The organism is Rhodanobacter umsongensis, from assembly GCF_042654965.1.
Lineage (GTDB): Bacteria > Pseudomonadota > Gammaproteobacteria > Xanthomonadales > Rhodanobacteraceae > Rhodanobacter > Rhodanobacter umsongensis.
The window spans coordinates 176,084-195,792 of record NZ_JBHSMK010000005.1 but is presented as its reverse complement, the minus strand read 5'-3'; the positions used below and the strand labels follow the sequence as shown (position 1 = coordinate 195,792).

The 19,709-nt window shown below is 66.3% G+C and carries 12 protein-coding genes; 5 read left to right on the top strand and 7 right to left on the bottom strand.

Features of this window, described 5'->3' with window-relative positions:
- The first annotated feature begins 17 nt into the window (after positions 1–17).
- The 5 genes from ACFPME_RS10060 to ACFPME_RS10040 all read left to right on the top strand — a co-directional run bounded on the left by ACFPME_RS10060 (position 18) and on the right by ACFPME_RS10040 (position 6,746).
- A complete protein-coding gene (locus ACFPME_RS10060) occupies positions 18–1,805 on the top strand; it encodes a sensor histidine kinase (protein WP_377304771.1) in 1,788 nt (595 codons plus the stop codon).
- 175 nt (positions 1,806–1,980) lie between these two features.
- Positions 1,981–2,427 (top strand): response regulator, encoded by a 447-nt coding sequence (locus ACFPME_RS10055; protein WP_377304769.1) that lies wholly within the window; start codon positions 1,981–1,983, stop codon positions 2,425–2,427.
- A 141-nt stretch (positions 2,428–2,568) separates the two neighbouring features.
- Positions 2,569–4,128, top strand: coding sequence for a response regulator (locus ACFPME_RS10050; protein ID WP_377304767.1), 1,560 nt, complete (start codon positions 2,569–2,571; stop codon positions 4,126–4,128).
- A gap of 30 nt (positions 4,129–4,158) precedes the next feature.
- Complete coding sequence (locus ACFPME_RS10045) at positions 4,159–5,502, top strand: ABC transporter permease (protein WP_377304765.1); 1,344 nt, start codon at positions 4,159–4,161, stop codon at positions 5,500–5,502.
- A complete protein-coding gene (locus ACFPME_RS10040; protein ID WP_377304763.1) occupies positions 5,499–6,746 on the top strand; it encodes an ABC transporter permease in 1,248 nt (415 codons plus the stop codon). The genes ACFPME_RS10045 and ACFPME_RS10040 overlap by 4 nt, the downstream gene beginning before the upstream one ends.
- A gap of 26 nt (positions 6,747–6,772) precedes the next feature.
- On the opposite strand, the gene ACFPME_RS10035 is transcribed toward ACFPME_RS10040, so the two are convergent.
- The 7 genes from ACFPME_RS10035 to ACFPME_RS10005 form a co-directional block, all read right to left on the bottom strand.
- Positions 6,773–8,173, bottom strand: a complete 1,401-nt coding sequence (locus tag ACFPME_RS10035; protein ID WP_377304760.1) for a sigma-54-dependent transcriptional regulator — start codon at positions 8,171–8,173, stop codon at positions 6,773–6,775.
- Positions 8,174–8,237: 64 nt separating this feature from the next.
- The gene (locus tag ACFPME_RS10030) at positions 8,238–9,329 is read right to left on the bottom strand and encodes an alpha/beta hydrolase (RefSeq protein ID WP_377304758.1); all 1,092 of its coding nucleotides are present in this window, start codon (positions 9,327–9,329) and stop codon (positions 8,238–8,240) included.
- A gap of 44 nt (positions 9,330–9,373) precedes the next feature.
- Complete coding sequence (locus tag ACFPME_RS10025; protein WP_377304756.1) at positions 9,374–11,101, bottom strand: trehalase family glycosidase; 1,728 nt, start codon at positions 11,099–11,101, stop codon at positions 9,374–9,376.
- A 16-nt stretch (positions 11,102–11,117) separates the two neighbouring features.
- Entirely contained in the window at positions 11,118–13,397 is a 2,280-nt protein-coding gene (locus ACFPME_RS10020; protein WP_377304754.1) for a glycoside hydrolase family 65 protein, read from the bottom strand.
- Positions 13,398–13,414: 17 nt separating this feature from the next.
- On the bottom strand, positions 13,415–15,664 hold the full coding sequence (locus ACFPME_RS10015) for a glycosyl hydrolase family 95 catalytic domain-containing protein (protein ID WP_377305413.1): 2,250 nt from the start codon (positions 15,662–15,664) through the stop codon (positions 13,415–13,417).
- 106 nt (positions 15,665–15,770) lie between these two features.
- A complete protein-coding gene (locus ACFPME_RS10010; protein ID WP_377305411.1) occupies positions 15,771–17,021 on the bottom strand; it encodes an MFS transporter in 1,251 nt (416 codons plus the stop codon).
- A 110-nt stretch (positions 17,022–17,131) separates the two neighbouring features.
- Positions 17,132–19,681, bottom strand: a complete 2,550-nt coding sequence (locus tag ACFPME_RS10005; protein ID WP_377304752.1) for a TonB-dependent receptor — start codon at positions 19,679–19,681, stop codon at positions 17,132–17,134.
- Positions 19,682–19,709: the final 28 nt, after the last annotated feature.

Genomic DNA, 19,709 nt, shown 5'->3' with positions numbered 1-19,709 from the left:
CGAGGTTTCCAGCAGTAATGAAGACGAGAGGCATCCTGCGCTGGCGCACCGCCGGCATGTTGCTGGCGGTGCTGGTCATCGTGGCCTTGCCGTATGTGGTGACACGGTCGGGCGCGCGCGATGCGGAGCGGGCGTCCGCCTGGGTGAACCACTCCGGGGCGGTGAAGGCGCTGACCTACGAGCTGGCGTATCTGGTCCGCGACAGTGAAAGCGCCACGTATCGCATATTGGCTGGCGACAGCAATGAGCTGACAATCAAGCGCGCGTTGAGTGCTGTCGAGCGCGTGCCCGGGCTGGTGCAGCAACTGCGGACGATGACGCGGGACAACCCGGATCAGCAGGTCCAGATCGGTACCCTGGGGAGCAGCCTGGGCGGTCGCATCGCGCTGATGAGCCAGGCACAGGCGCGGCTGCAGCACGGTGATGCGGCGGGCGCGCGGCAATCGCTGCGCGATGCGGGCGACCTGTTCACCATCAGCAGCCAGATCACCCGCATCGTGCAGATCGAGGATCGCCTGCTGGAGCAACGCCAGGCCGCCGTCCGGCAGCAAGGGTCCAACAGTCGCACCGTGCTGACCGTCACCGCCGTGGCGCAGTTGCTGCTGTTGACCATCATCGTGCTGATGTCCGAACGGCAGATCGGTCAGCGTCAGCGCGCCGAGACCCGCGAGAGCCGGGCGGTGCAGCGTTCGCAGCTGATTTTCCAGGCCGTGCGCGAACCCATTGCGCTGTTCGATGAAAACCTCAACAGCCTGCTGGTGAACACCGCCTTCAGCGAACTGTACGGGATGGACCCGACGCTCAACGCGCAGTCTCTGGCCGACATCGGCAACGGTGCGTGGAGCGACACGGTGCTGCTGCAGCGGTTGAGCGACGTGTTGCTGCGCGATCGCGAACTGTGGGATTACGACCTGATCCAGCGCACCGTCGATGGCGTGGAGCGTCACCTGGTGGTCAACGCGCGCCGACTGCAGCAGCAACACAACGACGCGCCGGCGCTGCTGTTGACGGTGAGCGACGTCACCACGCGCGCGCTGGCCGAGCAGAAGGTCAATGACCTCAATCGCCAGTTGGAAGGCAAGGTGGCGCAGATTTCCGACGTCAACCGCGAGCTGGAAGCCTTCAGCTATTCGGTATCCCATGATCTGCGCGCGCCGCTGCGCCACATCGCCGGTTTCGCGCGCAAGCTGGAGCAGCATCTGGGCGAGCGCGTTGACGACAGGGCCGGCCACTACATCGAAGTGATCGCCAGTTCGGCCCAGCGCATGGCCCAGCTCATCGATGACCTGCTGGTGTTTTCCAGGCTCGGTCGGGGCGCGCTCCGGCTGCAGGGGGTGGACATGCAATCGCTGGTGGAAGAGGCGCGCGCGCTGGTCGATTCCGGCGTGGAAGGCCGGCGTATCGTATGGACGATCGCGCCGTTGCCGATGGTCATTGGCGATGAGAACATGCTGCGCACCGTATGGCAGAATCTGCTCAGCAACGCAGTGAAGTACACCGGCCAGTGCGAAGTGGCGCGCATCGAGGTGAGCATGCGACAGGGGCGCCAGGGCGACTACGAATTCACCGTCGCCGACAATGGCGCGGGTTTCGACATGCAATTCGCGGACAAGCTGTTTGGCGTGTTCCAGCGATTGCATCGCGCGTCGGAGTTCCCCGGCAACGGCATCGGGCTGGCCAACGTGCGCCGCATCGTGGCGCGCCACGGCGGCCGCGTCTGGGCCGAGGCCGAACCGGGCAAGGGCGCACGTTTTCATTTTTCGCTGCCAGCCACCGATACGGCCGGTGCACACCAGAGAGCGTGAGGGAAGATCACCCGCCTGCAGCGACCTCCGCCGCGCGCCCGCGCCGGCGGTGCGCGGCGGCCCCGCCGGGCTCACCGGGTCGCCAAGTCCCCGCATGTGCCCGCGCACCTTGCCACAAACGTCCGGCGATGCTGTCGCTACGGCGTAGACTATTTCACCGTTCCGGGATCCGGCCATGAACAAGAAAGATTTGCGCACCATCCTGCTGGTCGAGGACAGCCTGGCCGACGCCGAAATGGCCATGGATGCGCTGGGCGAGGCGCACCTGGCCAATCCGGTGGTGCATGTGGAAGACGGCGTGGAATGCATGGACTATCTGTATGCCCGCGGTGAGTGGGCCAGCCGCGACCCGGGCGATCCGGCGGTGGTGTTGCTGGACATCAAGATGCCGCGCATGAACGGACTGGACGTGTTGACGATGATGCGTGCGGACGAGCGACTGCGGCGGATTCCGGTAGTGATCCTGTCCTCCTCGCGCGAGGAAAGCGATCTGGCGCGCAGCTGGGATCTCGGCGCCAATGCCTACGTGATCAAGCCGGTCGACGTGGATCAGTTTTTCGACGCCGTGCGAACCCTGGGACAATTCTGGGCGGTGCTGAACCAGGCGCCCGAGGCGGACTGATCGAGGGCGACAGCACCATCCCTCGGTTCGCCCCCGGTGCGGCGCAGCGAAATCGAAGGGCCGCACCCCGGCAGGAACCTGCGGCCCCTTGCCAGGGACAAGCAGTCGGAACAATCAAGGCAATGCCACTAAGGAGACGCCATGGCCAACCGGCAGCTTCGAGCCCTACCAACCGTTCGTATCCTGCAGGTGGAGGACAGCGAGCTTGATGCCGAACTGGTACTGGCCGAACTTGAAAACGACGGCCTCACCTATGAGGTATGCGTGGTCGATGACGAGGCCCGCTTCCTCACGGCGCTGAAGGAGTTCAAGCCGCATATCGTGCTGTCCGATCTCAGCATGCCCGGCTTCTCCGGTCAGCGCGCGCTCGAACTGCTGCGCCGGCAGGACGAAGACCTGCCGTTCATCTTCGTTTCCGCCACGTTGGGCGAGGAGGCGGCGGTACAGGCGCTGCGCAACGGCGCGACCGACTACATCCTGAAGCAGAATCCGGCCCGGCTGGCCAGCGCGGTGCGCCGTGCGTTGAACGAAGCGGAAGCCCGCCGGGGCAACCGGCGGGCCGAGCTGGAATTGATCCGGGCGCAGCGCTTCGAGAGCCTGGCGATGTTGGCCGGCGGCCTCAGCCACGATCTGCGCAACCTGTTGCAACCGCTGCTGCTGGTCGGCGACAGCCTGCAGGACTACCAGGACGATCCACGCCTGGCGCGGCTGGGCAAGCTGGTGCGCGACTGTGGCAAACGCGGCCTGGACATGGTGCATTCGATGCTGTCGTTTGCCCGCGGCGCGCGGCGCGCGGAGCAGGTGCAGCTGGGCGCGTTGTTCAGCGCGTTCGGCTTGCTGATACAAGGCAGCGTGCCACGCACGGTGACGATGGAGCTGGCCCTCGACGACCCCGAGCTCACGTTCGAGGGCAACCATACCGAGCTGCAGCAATGCCTGCTCAACCTCTGCCTGAACGCTGTTCAGGCGATGCCCGAGGGCGGCCACCTGCGCATCGAGACATCGCAGTTGGAGCTGCCCGGCGACTTTTTCCGGCCTGATGAGCAACCGCGACTGGGCCGCTACCTGCGCATCAGCGTGATCGACAGCGGCCCCGGCATGGACGAGAGCGTGCTGGAGCATCTGTTCGAACCGTTCTACACCACCAAGGAAACCGGGACCGGGCTCGGCCTGCTGTCGTGCAAGCGCATCGTCAACAGTCACGGGGGCGTGATGCGGGTGGACAGTGGCGCCGGACGCGGCAGTCGTTTCGATCTGTACTTTCCGCTGGGCGAACTGGTCGGCGACGAGCAACCGGAAGCCCGGGACGAGCTGGAAGGCGCCGCCGAACGTGTGCTGGTGGTGGTGGAGGAAGCCGGCCAGCTGTCGCTGCTGGCCGACATGCTGGACGCATACGGCTATCAGCCCCACGCCAGCCAGAGCGGCACCGCCGCGCTGCAATGGATCGAGGCCGGCGGCTTGCCCGACCTGGTGGTCCTTGACGCCGACATGAACCTGTTGACCGGCGTGCGCACGCTGGCCGAATTGGTTGGGCGGGGCTACTCGGGCGGCGTGATTCTGCTGGCCCGTCCCGGCGCTGCGCCGGATCTGCAGGAACTGCCTCCCCTGGAGCATCTCTATGTGGTCGACAAGCCTTTCACCGCGCCAGCACTTCTGCGCACGCTGCGCAGGGCGCTGGGGGCGGCCAGCGCGGCAGAGTAGGTCAGCTGCCGCGCGGACGAGACCGGCAGCATGCCGATCGGGCATGGCGTGCTGAGGTACTACGGCAGTCTCGCCTGGCGCAGCTTCCGCCGCAGCAAGGCGCTGACCGCGCTGGTCGTGTTGCTGATGGGCTGCGGCGTCGCCACCTGCATGGTCAGCTTCGCGGTGTTCCGCGCCGCCGCGGCCGACCCGATCCCGTGGAAGTCGAACCAGCTGTTCGTGCCGCAGATCGACAACTTTGGGCCGGCGCACAACTGGAAGGGTCAGCCGCCTCAGCTCCTCAGCTACACCGATGCCGTGGCGTTGCTGCAGGCGCGCCAGGCTCGCCGGCAGGTGTTGATCTACGGCAGCAAGTGGACGGTGCTGCCGGGTGACGCGCAGCGCCTGCCGTTCTCGCAGGAAGGCGATGCGGTGAGCAGCGATTTCTTCGCGATGTTCGACGCGCGGTTCCGCTACGGCGGCGGCTGGTCGGCCCATGATGACGACCAGCGCGCGGCGGTGGTCGTCATCAGCAGCGCGCTCAACCAGAAGCTGTTCGGCGGCGCCGACAGCGTGGGCCGCGAGATCGACCTGGACGCGCACAGCTACCGCATCGTCGGTGTGCTGGACGACTGGAATCCCAGCCCGCGCTTCTTCGATATGAGTAGTGCGTGGTATCCCTTCAGCCATCCGCGCCAGCTGTACCTCCCGTTCAGTCGCGCCATTGATCTGCAGAAGGCCGCCAGCGTCAATTTCTATTGCAGCACGAACTCCGTCGATTCCGATCTGCCGAACTGGGACAGCGTGCTGCACAGCGAATGCGCGTGGATCGCCGCGTGGGTGGAGCTGCCCACGCGTGCTGACGTGGCGCGTTACCGCGACTGGCTGCACAACTACGCGGCCGAACAGCAGCGTGTCGGCCGCTTCGACTGGCCACCGAACGTGCGCCTGTCCGATGTCGGGCAGTGGCTGCACATAATGAAAGTGGTACCGAAGGCCTCGGCGCTGTCGATGATCGTCTCGGTGAGCTTTTTGCTGATCTGCCTCATCAACGTGGTCGGCCTGATGCTGGCCCGCTTCATGCACCGCGCACCCGAGATCGGCGTGCGCCGCGCGCTGGGTGCGTCGCGTGGGGCGATCTATCGCCAGTTCCTGACCGAGGCGGCGGTAATCGGCTTGGCCGGTGGCTTGTTGGGCCTGCTGCTGACGGCGCTGGGCATGGCCGGCATCGGCAAGGTGTTCGAGCCGGAGATCGCCCGGCTGGCGCGGCTGGACGCGTCGCTGTTCCTGCTGACCGTGCTGGTCGCGGTGGCTGCCAGTCTGATCGCCGCGCTGTACCCCACCTGGCGCGCCGCCCAGGTGCAGCCGGCGTGGCAGCTGAAGTCGAACGGATGAACACGACCATGCAGCTGCGCCCCATCCTCGCCGCACTGCGCCGGCACAAGATGGCCACGCTGCTGATCGTGCTGCAGATCGCGCTGACCCTCACCGTGGTCAGCAACGCGCTGTTCATCGTCAAGACGCGGGTGGTGCATCTGTCGCGCCCGACAGGTACGGACGAGGCGAACCTGTTCGTGATCAAGAACGAATGGGTCGGCCAGCCGGACGTACCGCATATCCATGCGCAGATGCGCGCCGACCTGGCGACCTTGCGCAAGGTGCCGGGCGCGCGCGACGCGTTCGCCAGCCAGGCCTATCCGCTGGAAGAGGGCGGCGGCGGGCTGGTGCGCATCAAGCATCGGGTCGAGCAGAAGAAGCTGCAGCTGGCGCTTTCCTATTTTGCCGACGAGCACGCAATCGACACGTTCGGCATCACGCTGGTGGCGGGCCGCAACTTCCGCGCCGACGAGATCGGCAGCCCCGGTCCGTACGACAAGCTGGTGCCGGCGGTGATCATCATCACGCGCGACCTGGCCCACAAGCTTTTCCCCGGCGGCGCGGCCGTGGGCCAGCGTGTCTATCTGAGCGATGAGAGCCCGAGCACGATCATCGGCGTGGTCGACCGGCTGGAAGGCAGTTACGCGGGCAGCAGCACACGCTCGATCGACGAATACACGGTGCTGCTGCCGGCGCTTAGCGCCAACCCCGACGAAGGCGTGGTCTATCTGGTGCGCACGCAGCCGGGTCGGCTGGCCGCGGTACTGCATTCGGCCCCGGCCGCACTGGTGGCGCAGAACCGCATGCGCCTGATCAGCCCGGAGGACGGCGTGGTCACGCTGGCACAGGCCCGCACCAAGGCGTACTCCACCGATCGCGGCGTGGCGATCATGATGGGCGCGATGTGCGTGTTGCTGCTGCTGGCGACGGCCGGCGGCATCGTGGGCCTGAGCAGTTTCTGGGTCGGTCAGCGACGCCGATCGATCGGGGTGCGACGGGCGCTGGGCGCGACGCGCGGCGACATCCGGCGTTATTTCCAGATCGAGAACGCATTGATCGTCGGCATCGGCGTGGTGCTGGGCGCGGCACTCGGCATCGCCGCGAACCTGTCGCTGATGACGCACTACGAATTGCCGCGGATGCCGCCGTGGCTGCTCGGCGTCGGTGCGCTGTCGCTGTGGCTGCTTGGGCAACTGGCCGTGTTCGGTCCGGCGCGCCGCGCCGCAGGGGTGCCGCCGGTGGAGGCGACGCGCTCGGTGTGAGCGCACCGCCGCGGCGATTGCCGGGCTCAGTCGATGCCGAGCTTCTTCAGCTTGTAGCGTAGCGCGCGGAAGGTGATGCCGAGTTTGCGGGCGGCGGCGGTCTTGTTGTAGCGCGACTCTTCCAGCGCCTTGACGATGGCGGTGCGCTCGAGATTGCTGATGTAGTCGTCGAGCCCGCCGTTGGCGCTGGCAGCGGCCGGCGATGCGGCCGTTGTCGCCGTTTCATGCCCTGCTGATGACGCGGTGTCATGGGCGGGGCGCGCGCCGCGCTGCGGCAGCATCAGGTCGGAGGCGTCGATGACGGCACCGTCGCACATCGCCATTGCGCGTTCGAGGATGTTCTCCAGTTCGCGCACGTTGCCGGGGAAATCGTAGGCATCCAGCGCGTCGCGTGCGGCCGGCGAAAGCTGGCCGACGCCATCGCCGCTTTTGCCGGCCAGCGCCTTGAGGATGAACGAGGACAGCAGCGGCACGTCGCCGCGACGTTCTCGCAGCGGCGGCACGCGCAGCTCGATCACGTTGATGCGATAGAACAGGTCCTGGCGGAACTGGCCCTGCTCGACCAGCTGGCCGAGGTTCTTGTGGGTGGCGGAAAGGATGCGCACGTCGACCGGGATCTCGTCGCGGCCGCCGATCGGGCGCACGGCTTTTTCCTGGATCGCGCGCAGCAGCTTGACCTGCATGTGCAGCGGCAGCTCGGCCACCTCGTCGAGGAAAAGGGTGCCGCCCTGGGCGGCCTGGAACAGGCCCTCCTTGTCCACGCTGGCGCCGGTGAAGCTGCCCTTGCGATGGCCGAAGAACTCGCTTTCCATCAATTCGGACGGGATCGCACCGCAGTTGACCGGCACGAACGGGCCGCTGGCACGCGGGCCCTGCTCGTGGATCAGCCGTGCCACCAGTTCCTTGCCCACGCCGGATTCGCCGGCGATGTAGACCGGCGCCTGGTTGCGCGCCAGCTTGCCGATGGTGGAGCGCACCTGCTGCATCGCCGCGGAGTCGCCGATCAGGCGGTCGCCCGAGTCGCCGGTTTTCGCCGCCGCGCCGCCGTTGCGCTTTTCCTCGGCCAGGCGCAGGGCGGTGCGCACCAGGCCGCGCAGCATCTGGATGTCGACCGGCTTGGAGACGAAATCGAACGCCCCGGCCTTGAGTGCGTTCACGGCCGCATCGACGTTGCCGTAGGCGGTGATCATCGCCACCGGCGTGTCCGGATGGCTGGCGGCGATCAGCTCGATCACCTCCTGCCCATTGCCGTCGGGCAGGCGCATGTCGGTGAAGCAGAGGTCATAGCTGCGCTCGCCCAGCGCGCGACGCGCTTCTCCCACGGTGCCAACAGCGTCGACTTGCAAGTCCATCCGCCCGAGGGTGATGGTCAGCAATTCGCGAATGTCGCGTTCGTCGTCAATGACCAGAACGGTCTGTGGATTCATGGCACGGCGCGTGGCTATCGATACCACAGAGAATACCCGGCCCTGCGCTGCGGGGCAAAGACTGCTAGTGCCCCAGCCTGCGGTCGAAGAAGCTCACCATCACCGCATAGGCCTCGCGGGATTCGGGCATCTCCGGGTCGGAGAAGAACGAATGCCACATGCCGTCCCAGACATGCAGCTCGGCGTCCACCCCGGCGGCCGCCAGCAGCGCCTGACTGTGCAGCACGGCACTCATGGTGAAGTCGCGCGTGCCGGTGATCAGCAGGGTCGGCGGAAACTTGGCCAGCAGCGCGGGCGAGTTGGCCGGGAACACCAGCGGATCGCTGGCGCTGGCGCCCTTGAAGTACGGCAGGTCGGCCAGCTTGAGCGGACCGGTGGACGACGGGGCGCCGTTGAGCATGGGCGCGATGTAGGTGGAGTCGCCGGCCAGTTCGCTGACCGAGCCGCAGAAGGTGCCGATGGCGCCCGGTACCGGCAGCTCTTTCGTGATGATCCGCGCCACGGCCTCGCCGGTGAGCACGCCGCCGGCCGAACAGCCGTAAATGCCGATGTTCTTCGCCGGGTACTGCTTGAGCAGCGCGCGGTAGACCGCCTCCACATCCTCGCTGGCCGCGGGGAACACGTGTTCCGGCCCTTGCCGGTAATCGACGCTGATGACCTTGATGCGGCCGAGGCTGGCGATGGGGATCGATTCCACCAGCGCGCCGCTGCGAGCACCCCACAGGAACGCGCCGCCATGCAGGTTGACCAGTACGCGATGGCGGTTTCTCGCGGCGATGCCCTGGGCGGGCAACACCACGTCGGTGCTTACGCCGTTCATCGTTTCGCGGTGCGTCGTCACCGGGTAGAGCTTTTCCATGCGCGCGGCGCGGGCGCTGTTGAGGCGGTCATAGAAGTCGCGGCTCTGCGCGATCGGCGCGCTCAGCGGCGGTGCCTTGCTTCCCTCGGCGATCATCTGAAGGAAGAGGGCGCGTGCCTGCGGCGAGGCATAGGCCGAGTACGGGATGGCCGCCGCAGGCGTGGTCACGCTGCCGTCGGCCCGCACTCCGGATGGTGCGTGCTGCGCAAATGCAGTCGTGCAGAGCAGGGCCATGGCGAGCGGCGAGGCGCGGAACCGACGGGTTCCGGCGGGATGTGCATGACGTGTCGCGCGCATGATCGCCCCCTGCCGCAGCAGGAGCGGCTCGATCGGCGCGGGTGTCATTTCACGTCGACCGGCGCAGCGAGGTGCGGGGCCTTGGCATCGGCGCGGTGCAGGATGTCCTGCATCTTCAGGTACACGCCATTGGTCCAGCCGAAGCCGATCACGTTCTGGCTGTAGCCGGCGCTGACCTTCACATCCGCATTGCCCAACGCCATGTTGTATTTCTCGCGGATCGTGCCGTCGTCGGCGAAGCCGCGGTCCACCGTGGCGGTGAACTTGCCGGCGATGCGCCGCGCGTCGTCGTGGAAGCCGTAGGCATCCAGGCCGGCCACGGCCAGCCAGTTGGTCGGCGCCCAGCCGAACGGGTCGCCCCACTGCACGCCGGCGGGGCGGTTGTCCATGCTCAGGCCGCCCAGGCGTTCAAAGACGGCCAGCTGGCCGCGCACCGCGGCGGCCTGCTGCGCGGAGGCGGCGCCGGCCCACAGCGGATAGAACGTGGTGATGTAGGGATAAGGCGAAGGCTTGCCGGCCACGAAGTCGTAGTCGCGGTACATGCCGGACTCAGGACGCCACAGGTACTTGTTCATCGCCGCCTTGCGCGCTTCGGCCGCCTGGCTCCAGCGTTCGGCGTCGCCGGCCTTGCCCAGCTGCAAGGCAAAGTCGTGCAGATCGCCCTCGTAGCGGTAGAGCAGGCTGTTCAAACTGACGTCGGCGTAATGATGGGTCGAGCCGCCGAAGGGTCCGAAATGCGCATTGGTGTCGAAGCCGGATTCACGCATGGCGCGGTCGCCGTGGAAATAGTCCGCGGTGAGGCGGTAGCCGTCGAACCACGCGCCGGCGCAGACCTTGGAGGCGCGCAGGTCGCAGCTCGCCTGCTGCAGGCGAGCCGCCTCGGCATCGTCCGGATGTTGCGGTGCCTTGATGAGATAGCCGGGATCATCGGCCGGATGCGCGCGCAGCCACTTGATGACGCCGAGGTAGTACTTGCTGTCGTGCGCTTCCAGCACGGGGCCGCTGCCCAGGTCATAGTAGCGCGCGAGTCCGGTGTCGCCGGCGCGGTGTTCGGGCCGCGTCCAGATGTCGTGGTTGCGCACGGCCAGCGGATACGCGCGGACCAGCCAGGCGCGCCTTGCCTCGGCATCGGGAAAGCTCGCCGGATCGTCGAGCACGGTGGCCATCATCGCGCTGAGGAACGGCGGCTGCGAGCGGCTGAGGTAATAGGTGCGGTTGGCGTTGAGCACGCCGCCGTAGTGCTCCACTTCGAACAACGCGTTGTCGACCATGTCCTTCGCCAGCGCGGTGCGCCGATCGGCGGCCAGGCCGATCACGATGAAGTAGCTGTCCCAGCCGTACATCTCGTTGAAGAAGCCGCCCGGTACGACGTAGGGGTGCGGCAGATACAGCAGGCCTTGAGCGGACAGCTTCGTGGCGTCGATGTCGCCAAGCCGGTCGATCGCGCGCGGCAGCTTGCGCACGTCCACGCCGCAGCGCTTGCCGATGTCGGCCCTTTGCGCCGGCATGGGCAGGTTCGTCGGCAGGTACAGCACCGGATGACCAGCCACCTTGGTGTCGGTCAGCGAGCGGCAATCGTCCATCGAGCGCGTCAGGGTGGTCCAGGCCTTGTCGATGTAGGCGCGCGTCTTCGCGGGATTCGGCGTGGCCGGCATGGCCGATGCTGCGGTAGCGGAAAACAGCAGCAGCGTGGCCAGCGTCTTCATCAAGCGATGATGCCGGACAATGGCGGCAGGGGTCTTTGCGCAAGCGGGGCTGGATGGGTTGATCATGTGTGCTGCTCCCGGTTCATGGGGTGGTGCGCAAGGTGCGGCTCAACCTGGCCTTGCCGTTGGCATCGCGGCTGATCGCGATGTCGTAGAGCTTGCCGCGAAAGGCGATGCGCCTGAGCGTCAGCGATGTCCACCGCGGCGGCAGCATCGGCGCGTACGCCTCGACCAGCCCGTCCTGCTCGATGCGCAGGCCGGAGAAGCCGTAGACGACGTTCTGCAGCAGCCCCGCGGCGGCGGTGAGGAAGTAGCCGGTGTTGTTGTTGGCGGTTTCGGTGCGCACGTTGAACGGCGGTTTCAGCACGTTTGCGGTGATGTTGCGCTGGAACCACGCGTTGGCCTCGGCGCCGTCGCCCAGGGTGGCGGCGGCGATCGAGGTCGGCGCCAGCCCCATGCTGTTGGGGTCGCGCTGCGAATGACGGATCGGCGCCAGCGCATAGTCGAAGTCGCGCCGGCGCAAGCCTGCGTCCATCGGCAGGTCGAGCGAGGGATACGCCAGCATCGGCAGGGCGCTGCCGCCCCAGGAGTCGATGCCGTGCGGCACGTTGGGGTCGAAGTCCAGGTGATGGCCGTCCTTCGCGGAGAACGGTACAACCATGCGCGCAGCGATGTCTGCCCAGCGCGGATCGGGGGTGGCACCCACGATCTTCGCGGCGGCGCTGGCGATGCGCAGCGCCTTGGCCGCGGAGACGTTGGTGAAGGTGTCGTTCGGCACGTCGTTGTAATCCTCGTCGACCGAGGTGACGTGCAGGATTTCATAACGCTGTTGCGGCGCGTTGTATGTCACCCGGCTGGCCCAGAACTCCGCAACGGCGCGGATCACCGGCCAGCCATGCTGCTCCAGCCAGGCCTTGTCGCCGCCGGCCAGGTAGTACTGCCATTGCGCGATCGCGATGTCGGCGTTGACGTGGATCTCGCGTTTGCCCAGCACGTAGGCGAAGTGCGGGGTCTGTTCGCTGCCGTTCTGCGGATCGGCCTCCCACGGATACATCGCGCCGCGCAGGCCGCGTTCGCGCGCGCGTTGTTCGGCGGCCGGCAGGGTGCGGCTGCGGAACATCACCAGCGACTTCGCCCGTTGCGGATGCAGCAGCAACAGTGCCGGGAACACCCACGAATCGCTGTCCCAGAAGGCGTGCCCGGCATAGCCGGTGGTCATGCCGCAGGCGCCGATCGGCCACGCCGTGTCGCGGGTCGAATTGGACAGCAGGTAGTACAAGTCGGAGTGAACGATCCGCTGCGCCTGCGGATCGCCGTCGATGCGGATGTCGGTCTGCCACAGCTCGTGCCATGCCGCCTGGTGCGCCGCCAGCAGCTTCGCGAATCCCGCACCTCGCGCCGCCTTCGCCAGTGCGAGATCGGCCTTGGCGTCGCCGCCCCAGCCCTGGCGCGACGCGGCGACGTACTTGGTGAAGGTGTAGCTGATGCCCTTGTGCACCGGCACGCGCAGGTTCAGGGCCAGGCGGTAGTCGCTGCGGTAGAACCGCGATTCGCGCGGCTTCACGCCGTCGGGCAACTGGATCGCCGCGGCCTCGGCCATCGCCAGGCCCCGTTCGGCGCGGCCGTCGAGCCGGAGCGTGAGGTCGTGCTCATCGCCGTCGCTGTCGAGCACGTGGGTGTCGCCGTGGTACCACAGCGGCGCGCGGTCCGGCGTCGCGGGCGGAATCGCCTGCAGTTTCAGGTTGCGCGAGGCGACCTGTTCCTGCATCTGCTCGCCGCTCAGCTTGCCCAGCGCGAAGCGCGGCAGATGCGGTGCCCAGGTGTTGAGCGCGAACGAAAGCTCGATCTCGCCGTCGAAGTCCGGCGTCATCGAGAGTCGCGTGGCGGCCAGGTGCGACGAAGCCTGGCTGACGAAAGTCGTCACTTCGACCGCCGTGGTCCTGCCGTGATCGAGGTAGCGGTAGCGCGTGGTCAGGGTGGCGTCGTGCAGATCCAGCGTCTGCCGGTAGTCCTGGAATACCGCCGGCGAGAGATCGACCTGATTCATCCAGAAATGGCCGGCGGCGGACTGGCCGGTGCTGTAGTCGATCTCGGTCCAGCCGGGAATGGCCGCAGGTCGCGCGATGTCGTCCTTCGTGTAATCCATGAAAGCGACCAGATACGCGAGATTGCCCTCGGTGCCGCGCGGTGCGGTGAAGGTGGAGAGATAACCGTTGGCCAACTGGCCGGGAAAATAATTGGTGAAGTCTTTCGCGGTGGCGGTCAGCAGGAAGCCGGGATCGGTCTGCCCGCGCGCTATTGCAGCGACGCCACAGGCGCCCAGTGCGATGAGCCGGCAGAAGGTCTGGTGTCGTCGCTTCATGGTGCGATGCCTCCGCCTCACAGCGCCGTTCGGGTCAGCCTTGCCTTGCCGCCGGCATCGCGATCGATGCGGATGTCGTAGCGCTTGCCGCGGAACGTGATGCGCTTGAGCGTCAGCGATGTCCATCCCGACGGCAGCACCGGCGCATACGCTTCGGCCAGGCTGTCGTCCTCGATGCGCAGGCCGCTGAGACCGTAGACGAAGCTCTGCACGAAGCCGGCCGAAGTCGCGAGGATGTAGCCCGCGTTGTTGGCGACGGTTTCCGTGCGCACGTTGAACGGCGGTTTCAGGAAGCCGACCAGGTTGCGCTGGATCCACTCGCCGGCGGCCTTGCTGTCGCCCAGTTCGGCCGCACCGACGGCGAGCATCACCATCATCATCTCGTTCGGGTCGTCGCCATGCACTTTCAGTTCGTGCAGCTGGAACGCGAAGTCATTGCGGCGCACCTGCGGCGACATCGGCAGGTCCAGGTTCGGATACATCAGCCAGGCCAGCGACGAGCCCATCCAGGTGATCTTGTCGTGCGGTACCGAGGCGTCGAAGTCGAGATGGCGCTGGTTCTTCTGGTCGAACGGGATGTACATCTTCGCGGCGATCGCGGCCCATTGCGGATCGGGCGCGGCGCCGACCAGCTTCGCGGCCTTGATCGCGATCTGCAGCGACTTGCGCGCGGCGGCATTGGTGAACGAGTCGTTCGGCACGTCGTCGTAGGCTTCGTCGGGCGAGGTGACGTGGTGGATCTCGTAGCGGTCCTGCGCCTTGTCGTAGGTGACCCGGCTGATCCAGAACTGCGCGATCTCGCGGATCACCGGCCAGCCCTGCTGCTTCAGCCAGGCGTCGTCGCCCGTGGCGAGGTAGTACTGCCACTGCGCGATCGCGATGTCGGCGTTGACGTGGATCTCGCGGAACACGCCGTAGGCGAAGTGCGGCGTGTGGTCGACGCCGGTTTCCGGGTCGGCCTCCCACGGGTACATGGTGCCTTTCACGCCGTACTGCTTGGCCCGCTCGCGCGCGGGCTGCATGGTGCGCGCGCGGAACATCACGATCGGCTTGGCGCGTTCCGGGTGCAGCAGGAGCAGGGCGGGGAACACCCACGAATCGCTGTCCCAGAAGGCGTGGCCGGCGTAGCCCGGGGTCAGCGCGCAGGCACCCATCGGCCAGGCCGTGCCCACGGTAGAGTTGGACAGCAGGTAGTAAAGGTCCGAATGCACGGCGCGCTGCACGTCCGGATCGCCATCGACCACGATGTCGGACGTCCACAGCTCGTGCCAGGCGGCCTGGTGTTCGGCGAGCAACGCGGCGAAGCCCTTCTGGCGCGCGGCCTTGGCCAACGCCACATTGTCGCGGGCGTCGCCGCCCCAGTCCTGCCGCGACGCGGCGATGTATTTGGTGAAGACGTAGGTCTTGCCCTTCTGCACCCTGGCGGTGAGGTCGAGCGACAGCTTGTACGGGCCTTTTTCCAGCTTCACGCTTTCGATCGCGAGGCCCGGCGGCAGCCCGATCGCCGCCGCCTCGGCCATCGTCAGGCCGTGTTCGGCGCGGCCGTCCAGCCATAGCGTCAGTTCCTTGGTGTCGCCGTCGCTGGCCAGCACGCGGGTGTAGCCGGGGTACCACACGGCGGCGCGGTCGGGCGTCGGCACCGGCTTGTTGTCCAGCGTCTGGCCGCTGGCGATCACCGCGGCGATCATCTCGTCGCCGCTCATGCTGGCGATCGGGAAGCGCGGCTGGTGTTCGGACCACAGCCGGATCGGAAAGGTCAGCTGCACGCTGCCGTCGAACTGCGGCGTGATGGCAAGCTGCGTCGCCGCCAGGTGGTTCGAGGCCTGGCTGACGAACGTGGTGACCTTGATGTCGGTCGACTTGTTCGCGTACACGAAGCGGTAGCTGGTCGACAGCGTGCCGTCGTGCATGTCCAGCGTCTGCGCATAGTCGGCGAAGATCTTCTTGTCGATGCGGGTCGAATTGAGCCAGCCGCCGCCGGGGTTGTAGTCGATCTCGCTCCAGCCGGGGATCGCGGCGGGGCGCGCGATGTCGTCCGGCTTGTAATCCATGAACGCGACCATGTACGCACGGTTGCCCTCGGTGCCGCGCACCGAGGTCATCGTGGAGAAATAGCCGTTGGCCAGGTAGCTGGGGAAATACGTGCCGAAATTTTCCGCGGTGCCTGTGAGCAGGAAGCCGGGATCGGTGGCGGTCGCACGGGCGCTTGCACTGGCCAGCAACAGGCCGAGCGCAATGCCGGGAAGCAGGTGGTGGCGTAGCGGGATCATTTCGGCACGGCTCCTCGGGTCGGGGCGCAGGGCGGCAGCAGGGATGCAGTTCGAGCAACGCTCGCAGCGAACCTTGCGGCTGGCAGCGCCCGGCGGCCGGGACTCATGGCAGCGCTTCCGCCGGCGAGACGGCCACGACGGCAGCGCGGTCGGTCTCGCGCTTGAAGAAGAACAACGTGATCAGGATCAGCGTCATCGGCAGCAGCGAAAAATAGAACGCGTGGATGCCGTCGAAGCGGGCGAACACCCGCGCCGTGATGTACGAACCCATGGTGCCGCCGAGCGCGGAGAACACCACGATCAGCCCGGTCATGGCCGCGTGCATCGGCTTGGGCAGTGAACTGAGCGCGACCGAGTTGATCACCGGGTAGATTGGCGCCATCAGCAGGCCGAGCAGCGGGATCAGGTAAGCGGCGGCCGGCGCGTTGAACCAGCCCACGTGCGGCCGTGCCACGACGCCGCGCGCCAGCGGCAGCACCACCACCACCAGCACGCCCATCCCCACCACGCACACGTTGAGCAGCGTATGCCAGCGTACGCGCTTGAGCACGATGCCTGCCCCGATCCGGCCCAATGCGGTCATGCCGGCAAGGATGCTGGCGAACTGGATGCTCATCGCGTTCGGCAGCTTCAGGATCTCGTTGTTGAAGGTGGGCAGCCAGGTGCCGAAACTCTGCTCGATCAGCACATACAGGAACGCCGAGGCCAGGAACACATACACCAGCGGTCGAACGAACAGCTGCAGCATCTCCAGCAGCGAGTCGGAGAATGAGTTGTTGTGCCCGTGGGCATGCGCCGGGCTCTCGTCGAGCCGGCTGCCCGCCAGCAGCAGGATGACCAGCGCGCAAGCGGCGGCCAGCACCCAGTACACGTTGACCCACACCGGGTTGCCCGGATTGGTCGAATCGACGAAGGCGCTGAATATCCAGTTGCCGGCGAGCACGCCGACCATGAACAGGCCTTCGATGGTATTGGTCAGCCGCGAGTGCGCGACGCGATGGGTGGTGAGCAGGCCGATCGAGGAGTACACGCAGACCTTGGTCATCGCGAACGCGATGCCCACACAGGCGAACAACAGCCGCGTGGTCAGGAAACCGGGGTAGAGCGGCATCAGCAGACAGGCGCCGCCGACGATGGCCAGGGCCAGCATCATCGAACGCCGGTAGCCGAACATCGGCAGGAATGAGGCGACCAGGAACGAGGTGGCCGCGATGGTGAGGTCCTTGTAGCGCTCCAGCGCGCTGGCTTCCGGCTTGTCGATGCCGAAGGTGGCGATCGACTGCAGGATCACCGTGCCGACGCTGTTGAGCAGGATCGCGAAGATCATGTAGATCAGCGCCAGCGCGACGATCATGCGGATTCGGTTCACGGCCACCTCGGCGAAGTCACGACGTTTTGGAGTGGCGTGGTCCGGATCGCTCTGAGGGTTCGATCCGGACCACGCATCCTGCACCAACTTCAGACTCAGAACAGGTACTTCACCTCGAAGTTGACCTCACGGCCTTCCAGTGGCCGTGCGAGGATCACGCCGCCGGCAGCAGCCGTGCCGAAGATACGCGAGTTGCTTTCGGTCAGCCCCAGCTCGTTGGTGATGTTGGTGCCCTGCAGGCGCAGCTGCCAGTTCTTCTCGACGTTGGCGATCACGCCGAAGTCCCACGTCTTGTAACTGCCGAGCTGCTGCAGGCCCGACTGATCCTGCGTATGCGGGCCCACATGGGTGAACGTCACGAAGGCGGTCACGTCACCCCACGAGAAGGGCATCCGGTAGCTCGGCGTGAACGCATAGTGGACCTTAGGCTGGCGCTGCAACTGCTCGCCATTGATGAACTGGCAGCCGCTGACGCCGGTGACCAGGTTGGTGAAAACGAAGCAGGAATTGTTGTGCGAGTAGTGGCCGTCGAGGTAGTTGGCCACCAGCATCAGCTTCAGGTTCTCGATCGGGGTGATCGCGCCGGACAGGTTGATGCCCTTGGAGTCCGAGCCGTACAGCGCCGGCGCTCCCACCGGCGTGCCGGCGCCGTCCGTGGGCTGGAACGACAGGCCATTGAACTGCTTGTGGTAGATGCTGATGTCGGCGTAGATCAGATCCGACTGGTATTTGAAGCCGCCCTCGAGGTTCTGGATCTTCTGCACCGGCGCGGTGTTGCCGGTGGTGGCGCCGCGGATGCCGTTGTCGAAGTCGGCGAAATGCACGCCCTTGTTGGCGCGCACGTACACGCTCATGTTGTCGGCCAGCTCGTAGTTGGCGCCGACGGTCCACGAGGTGTGGGTCTTGTTGTAGTTGGTGTTGGCGAAAGTGCCGTTACACACGGGTACGGAGTTGTTGTAGAGCGTGTTCGGATCACCGTCCAGATCGACGTTGGTGAGATTGCACACGTTGTTGGTCGCGTCCTGGTTCTCCAGACGCGCCGAGGCATCGAACAGCCACGGGCCCACGCGCCACGAATCGGAGAGGTAGAACGCCTTGTTGGTGGCCTTGCCGTGCTGGGCGATGTTGAAGCCGCCGTTGTCCAGGAAGCCCTGGTTGTCGGTCAGCTGCTTGATGGTGCCCGCGTCGTTGTAGCTCACCATGATGGGGCGCGCGTTGGGCGTATTCGTCATCAGCATCTGGTTGCCGAGCGCCCATTTGTCGTCCATCGTGTAGTGCGCCAGGTACACGCCCGCCGTCAGCGTGTTGCCCTCGAAGATCTCCTTGCTGAGGCGGAAGTCGTTGTTGATGTTCTTCAGGTGTTTGTGGATGTACCACCAGCCCTGGTGGATCACGCTCTGGTTCGGGTCGACCGCGCCGCCGCCGCCCGGTCCGGCGTAGGTCGCCGTGGCCGAACCGGCCGGAAGCCCGAAGCCACCCTGGCTGGTCGGGGTGTTGTACAGCTCGTCGTTCAAGGTGGCCGGGTTGGAGCCGGAGAACAGCGCATTGGTGTCGACGTCGCCGGCATCGATGAGGAACTTGTCGCTGATCGTCCAGCCGCTGCCCAGGTCGTAGTCGAAGTTGCCGCCGAAGAAGTTCATCTTTGCGCCGCGGCCGTTGGCGAGGTCGGCGTTGGTGCCGCCGCCCGGATAGCCGGCGAGATGGACGTGCTGGATGTATTTGCTGTTGTAGGTGTCCTTGAGCGGGTCGAAGCCCGGGTAGGCGCTGAAGTTGTCGGTGCCGTTCTGGATCAGCGGGATCGGTGTGATGAACTGGTTCTTGTCGTCCAGCCGGCGGGCGTAGAACATCATCGTTCCGCTGTCGGAATCATGGGTCAGCGTGGCGGTGAACTGGCCACCCTTGTCGGCCGCGAACTGCGGATCGCGCACGCCATCGGAATCGCGATAGAAGCCGCCCACGCTGCCGTACCAGTTGGCGGCGATCGGAAAACCGTAGAAGCCGTCGACGCGCTTCAGGTTTTCCGAGCCATAGGTGACGCCGATACTGCCGGACGGCACTTCGGTGCCCTGTTTCAGCATGAAGTTTGCGGTGGCGCCGATCTGGCCGTCGCCGAACACTACCGACGGGCCGCCCTGCAGGATTTCCACGCGCTCCACGGTGTCGTCGAGGCGGAAGATCGAGGTGGTCTCGAAGAACGACAGTGTGGGCATGCCGTACAGCGGCGAGCCCATCAGCTGGGTGGAGAAGTAGGGGGCATCGCCGCCGCCCGGGAAGCCGGCGATCTCGATGTTGGCGCCAGTCTGGCCGCCGGTGGATTCAGGCCATAGACCGGGCGAGATCTTCAGTAGATCAGCGGTACTCTTCGGGTTGGCCATCTTGATCTGCTCGGCGTTCGCCGTGGTGAGCGTGTAGCTGGCGTCGATCTTCTTCACACCGGTCGCCGAACCGGTCACCACCACCTGTTGCAGGGTTGTGGTGGTCTTGGCCTCGGCCGCCTTCTGCTGCGAAGTCTTGCGGGCGCTTGCCGGCGCGGTCGCCGTACCCTGCGTTTGCGTGCTGTCCTGGGCCATGGCCGTGGCGGACACGAGAATGCCCGCTATGGCCGCCGACAGCATCAATCGAGTCAGTTGCTTGTTGTTGCCCATGTCACGTCCTCCCCATCAGTTTGAGTTC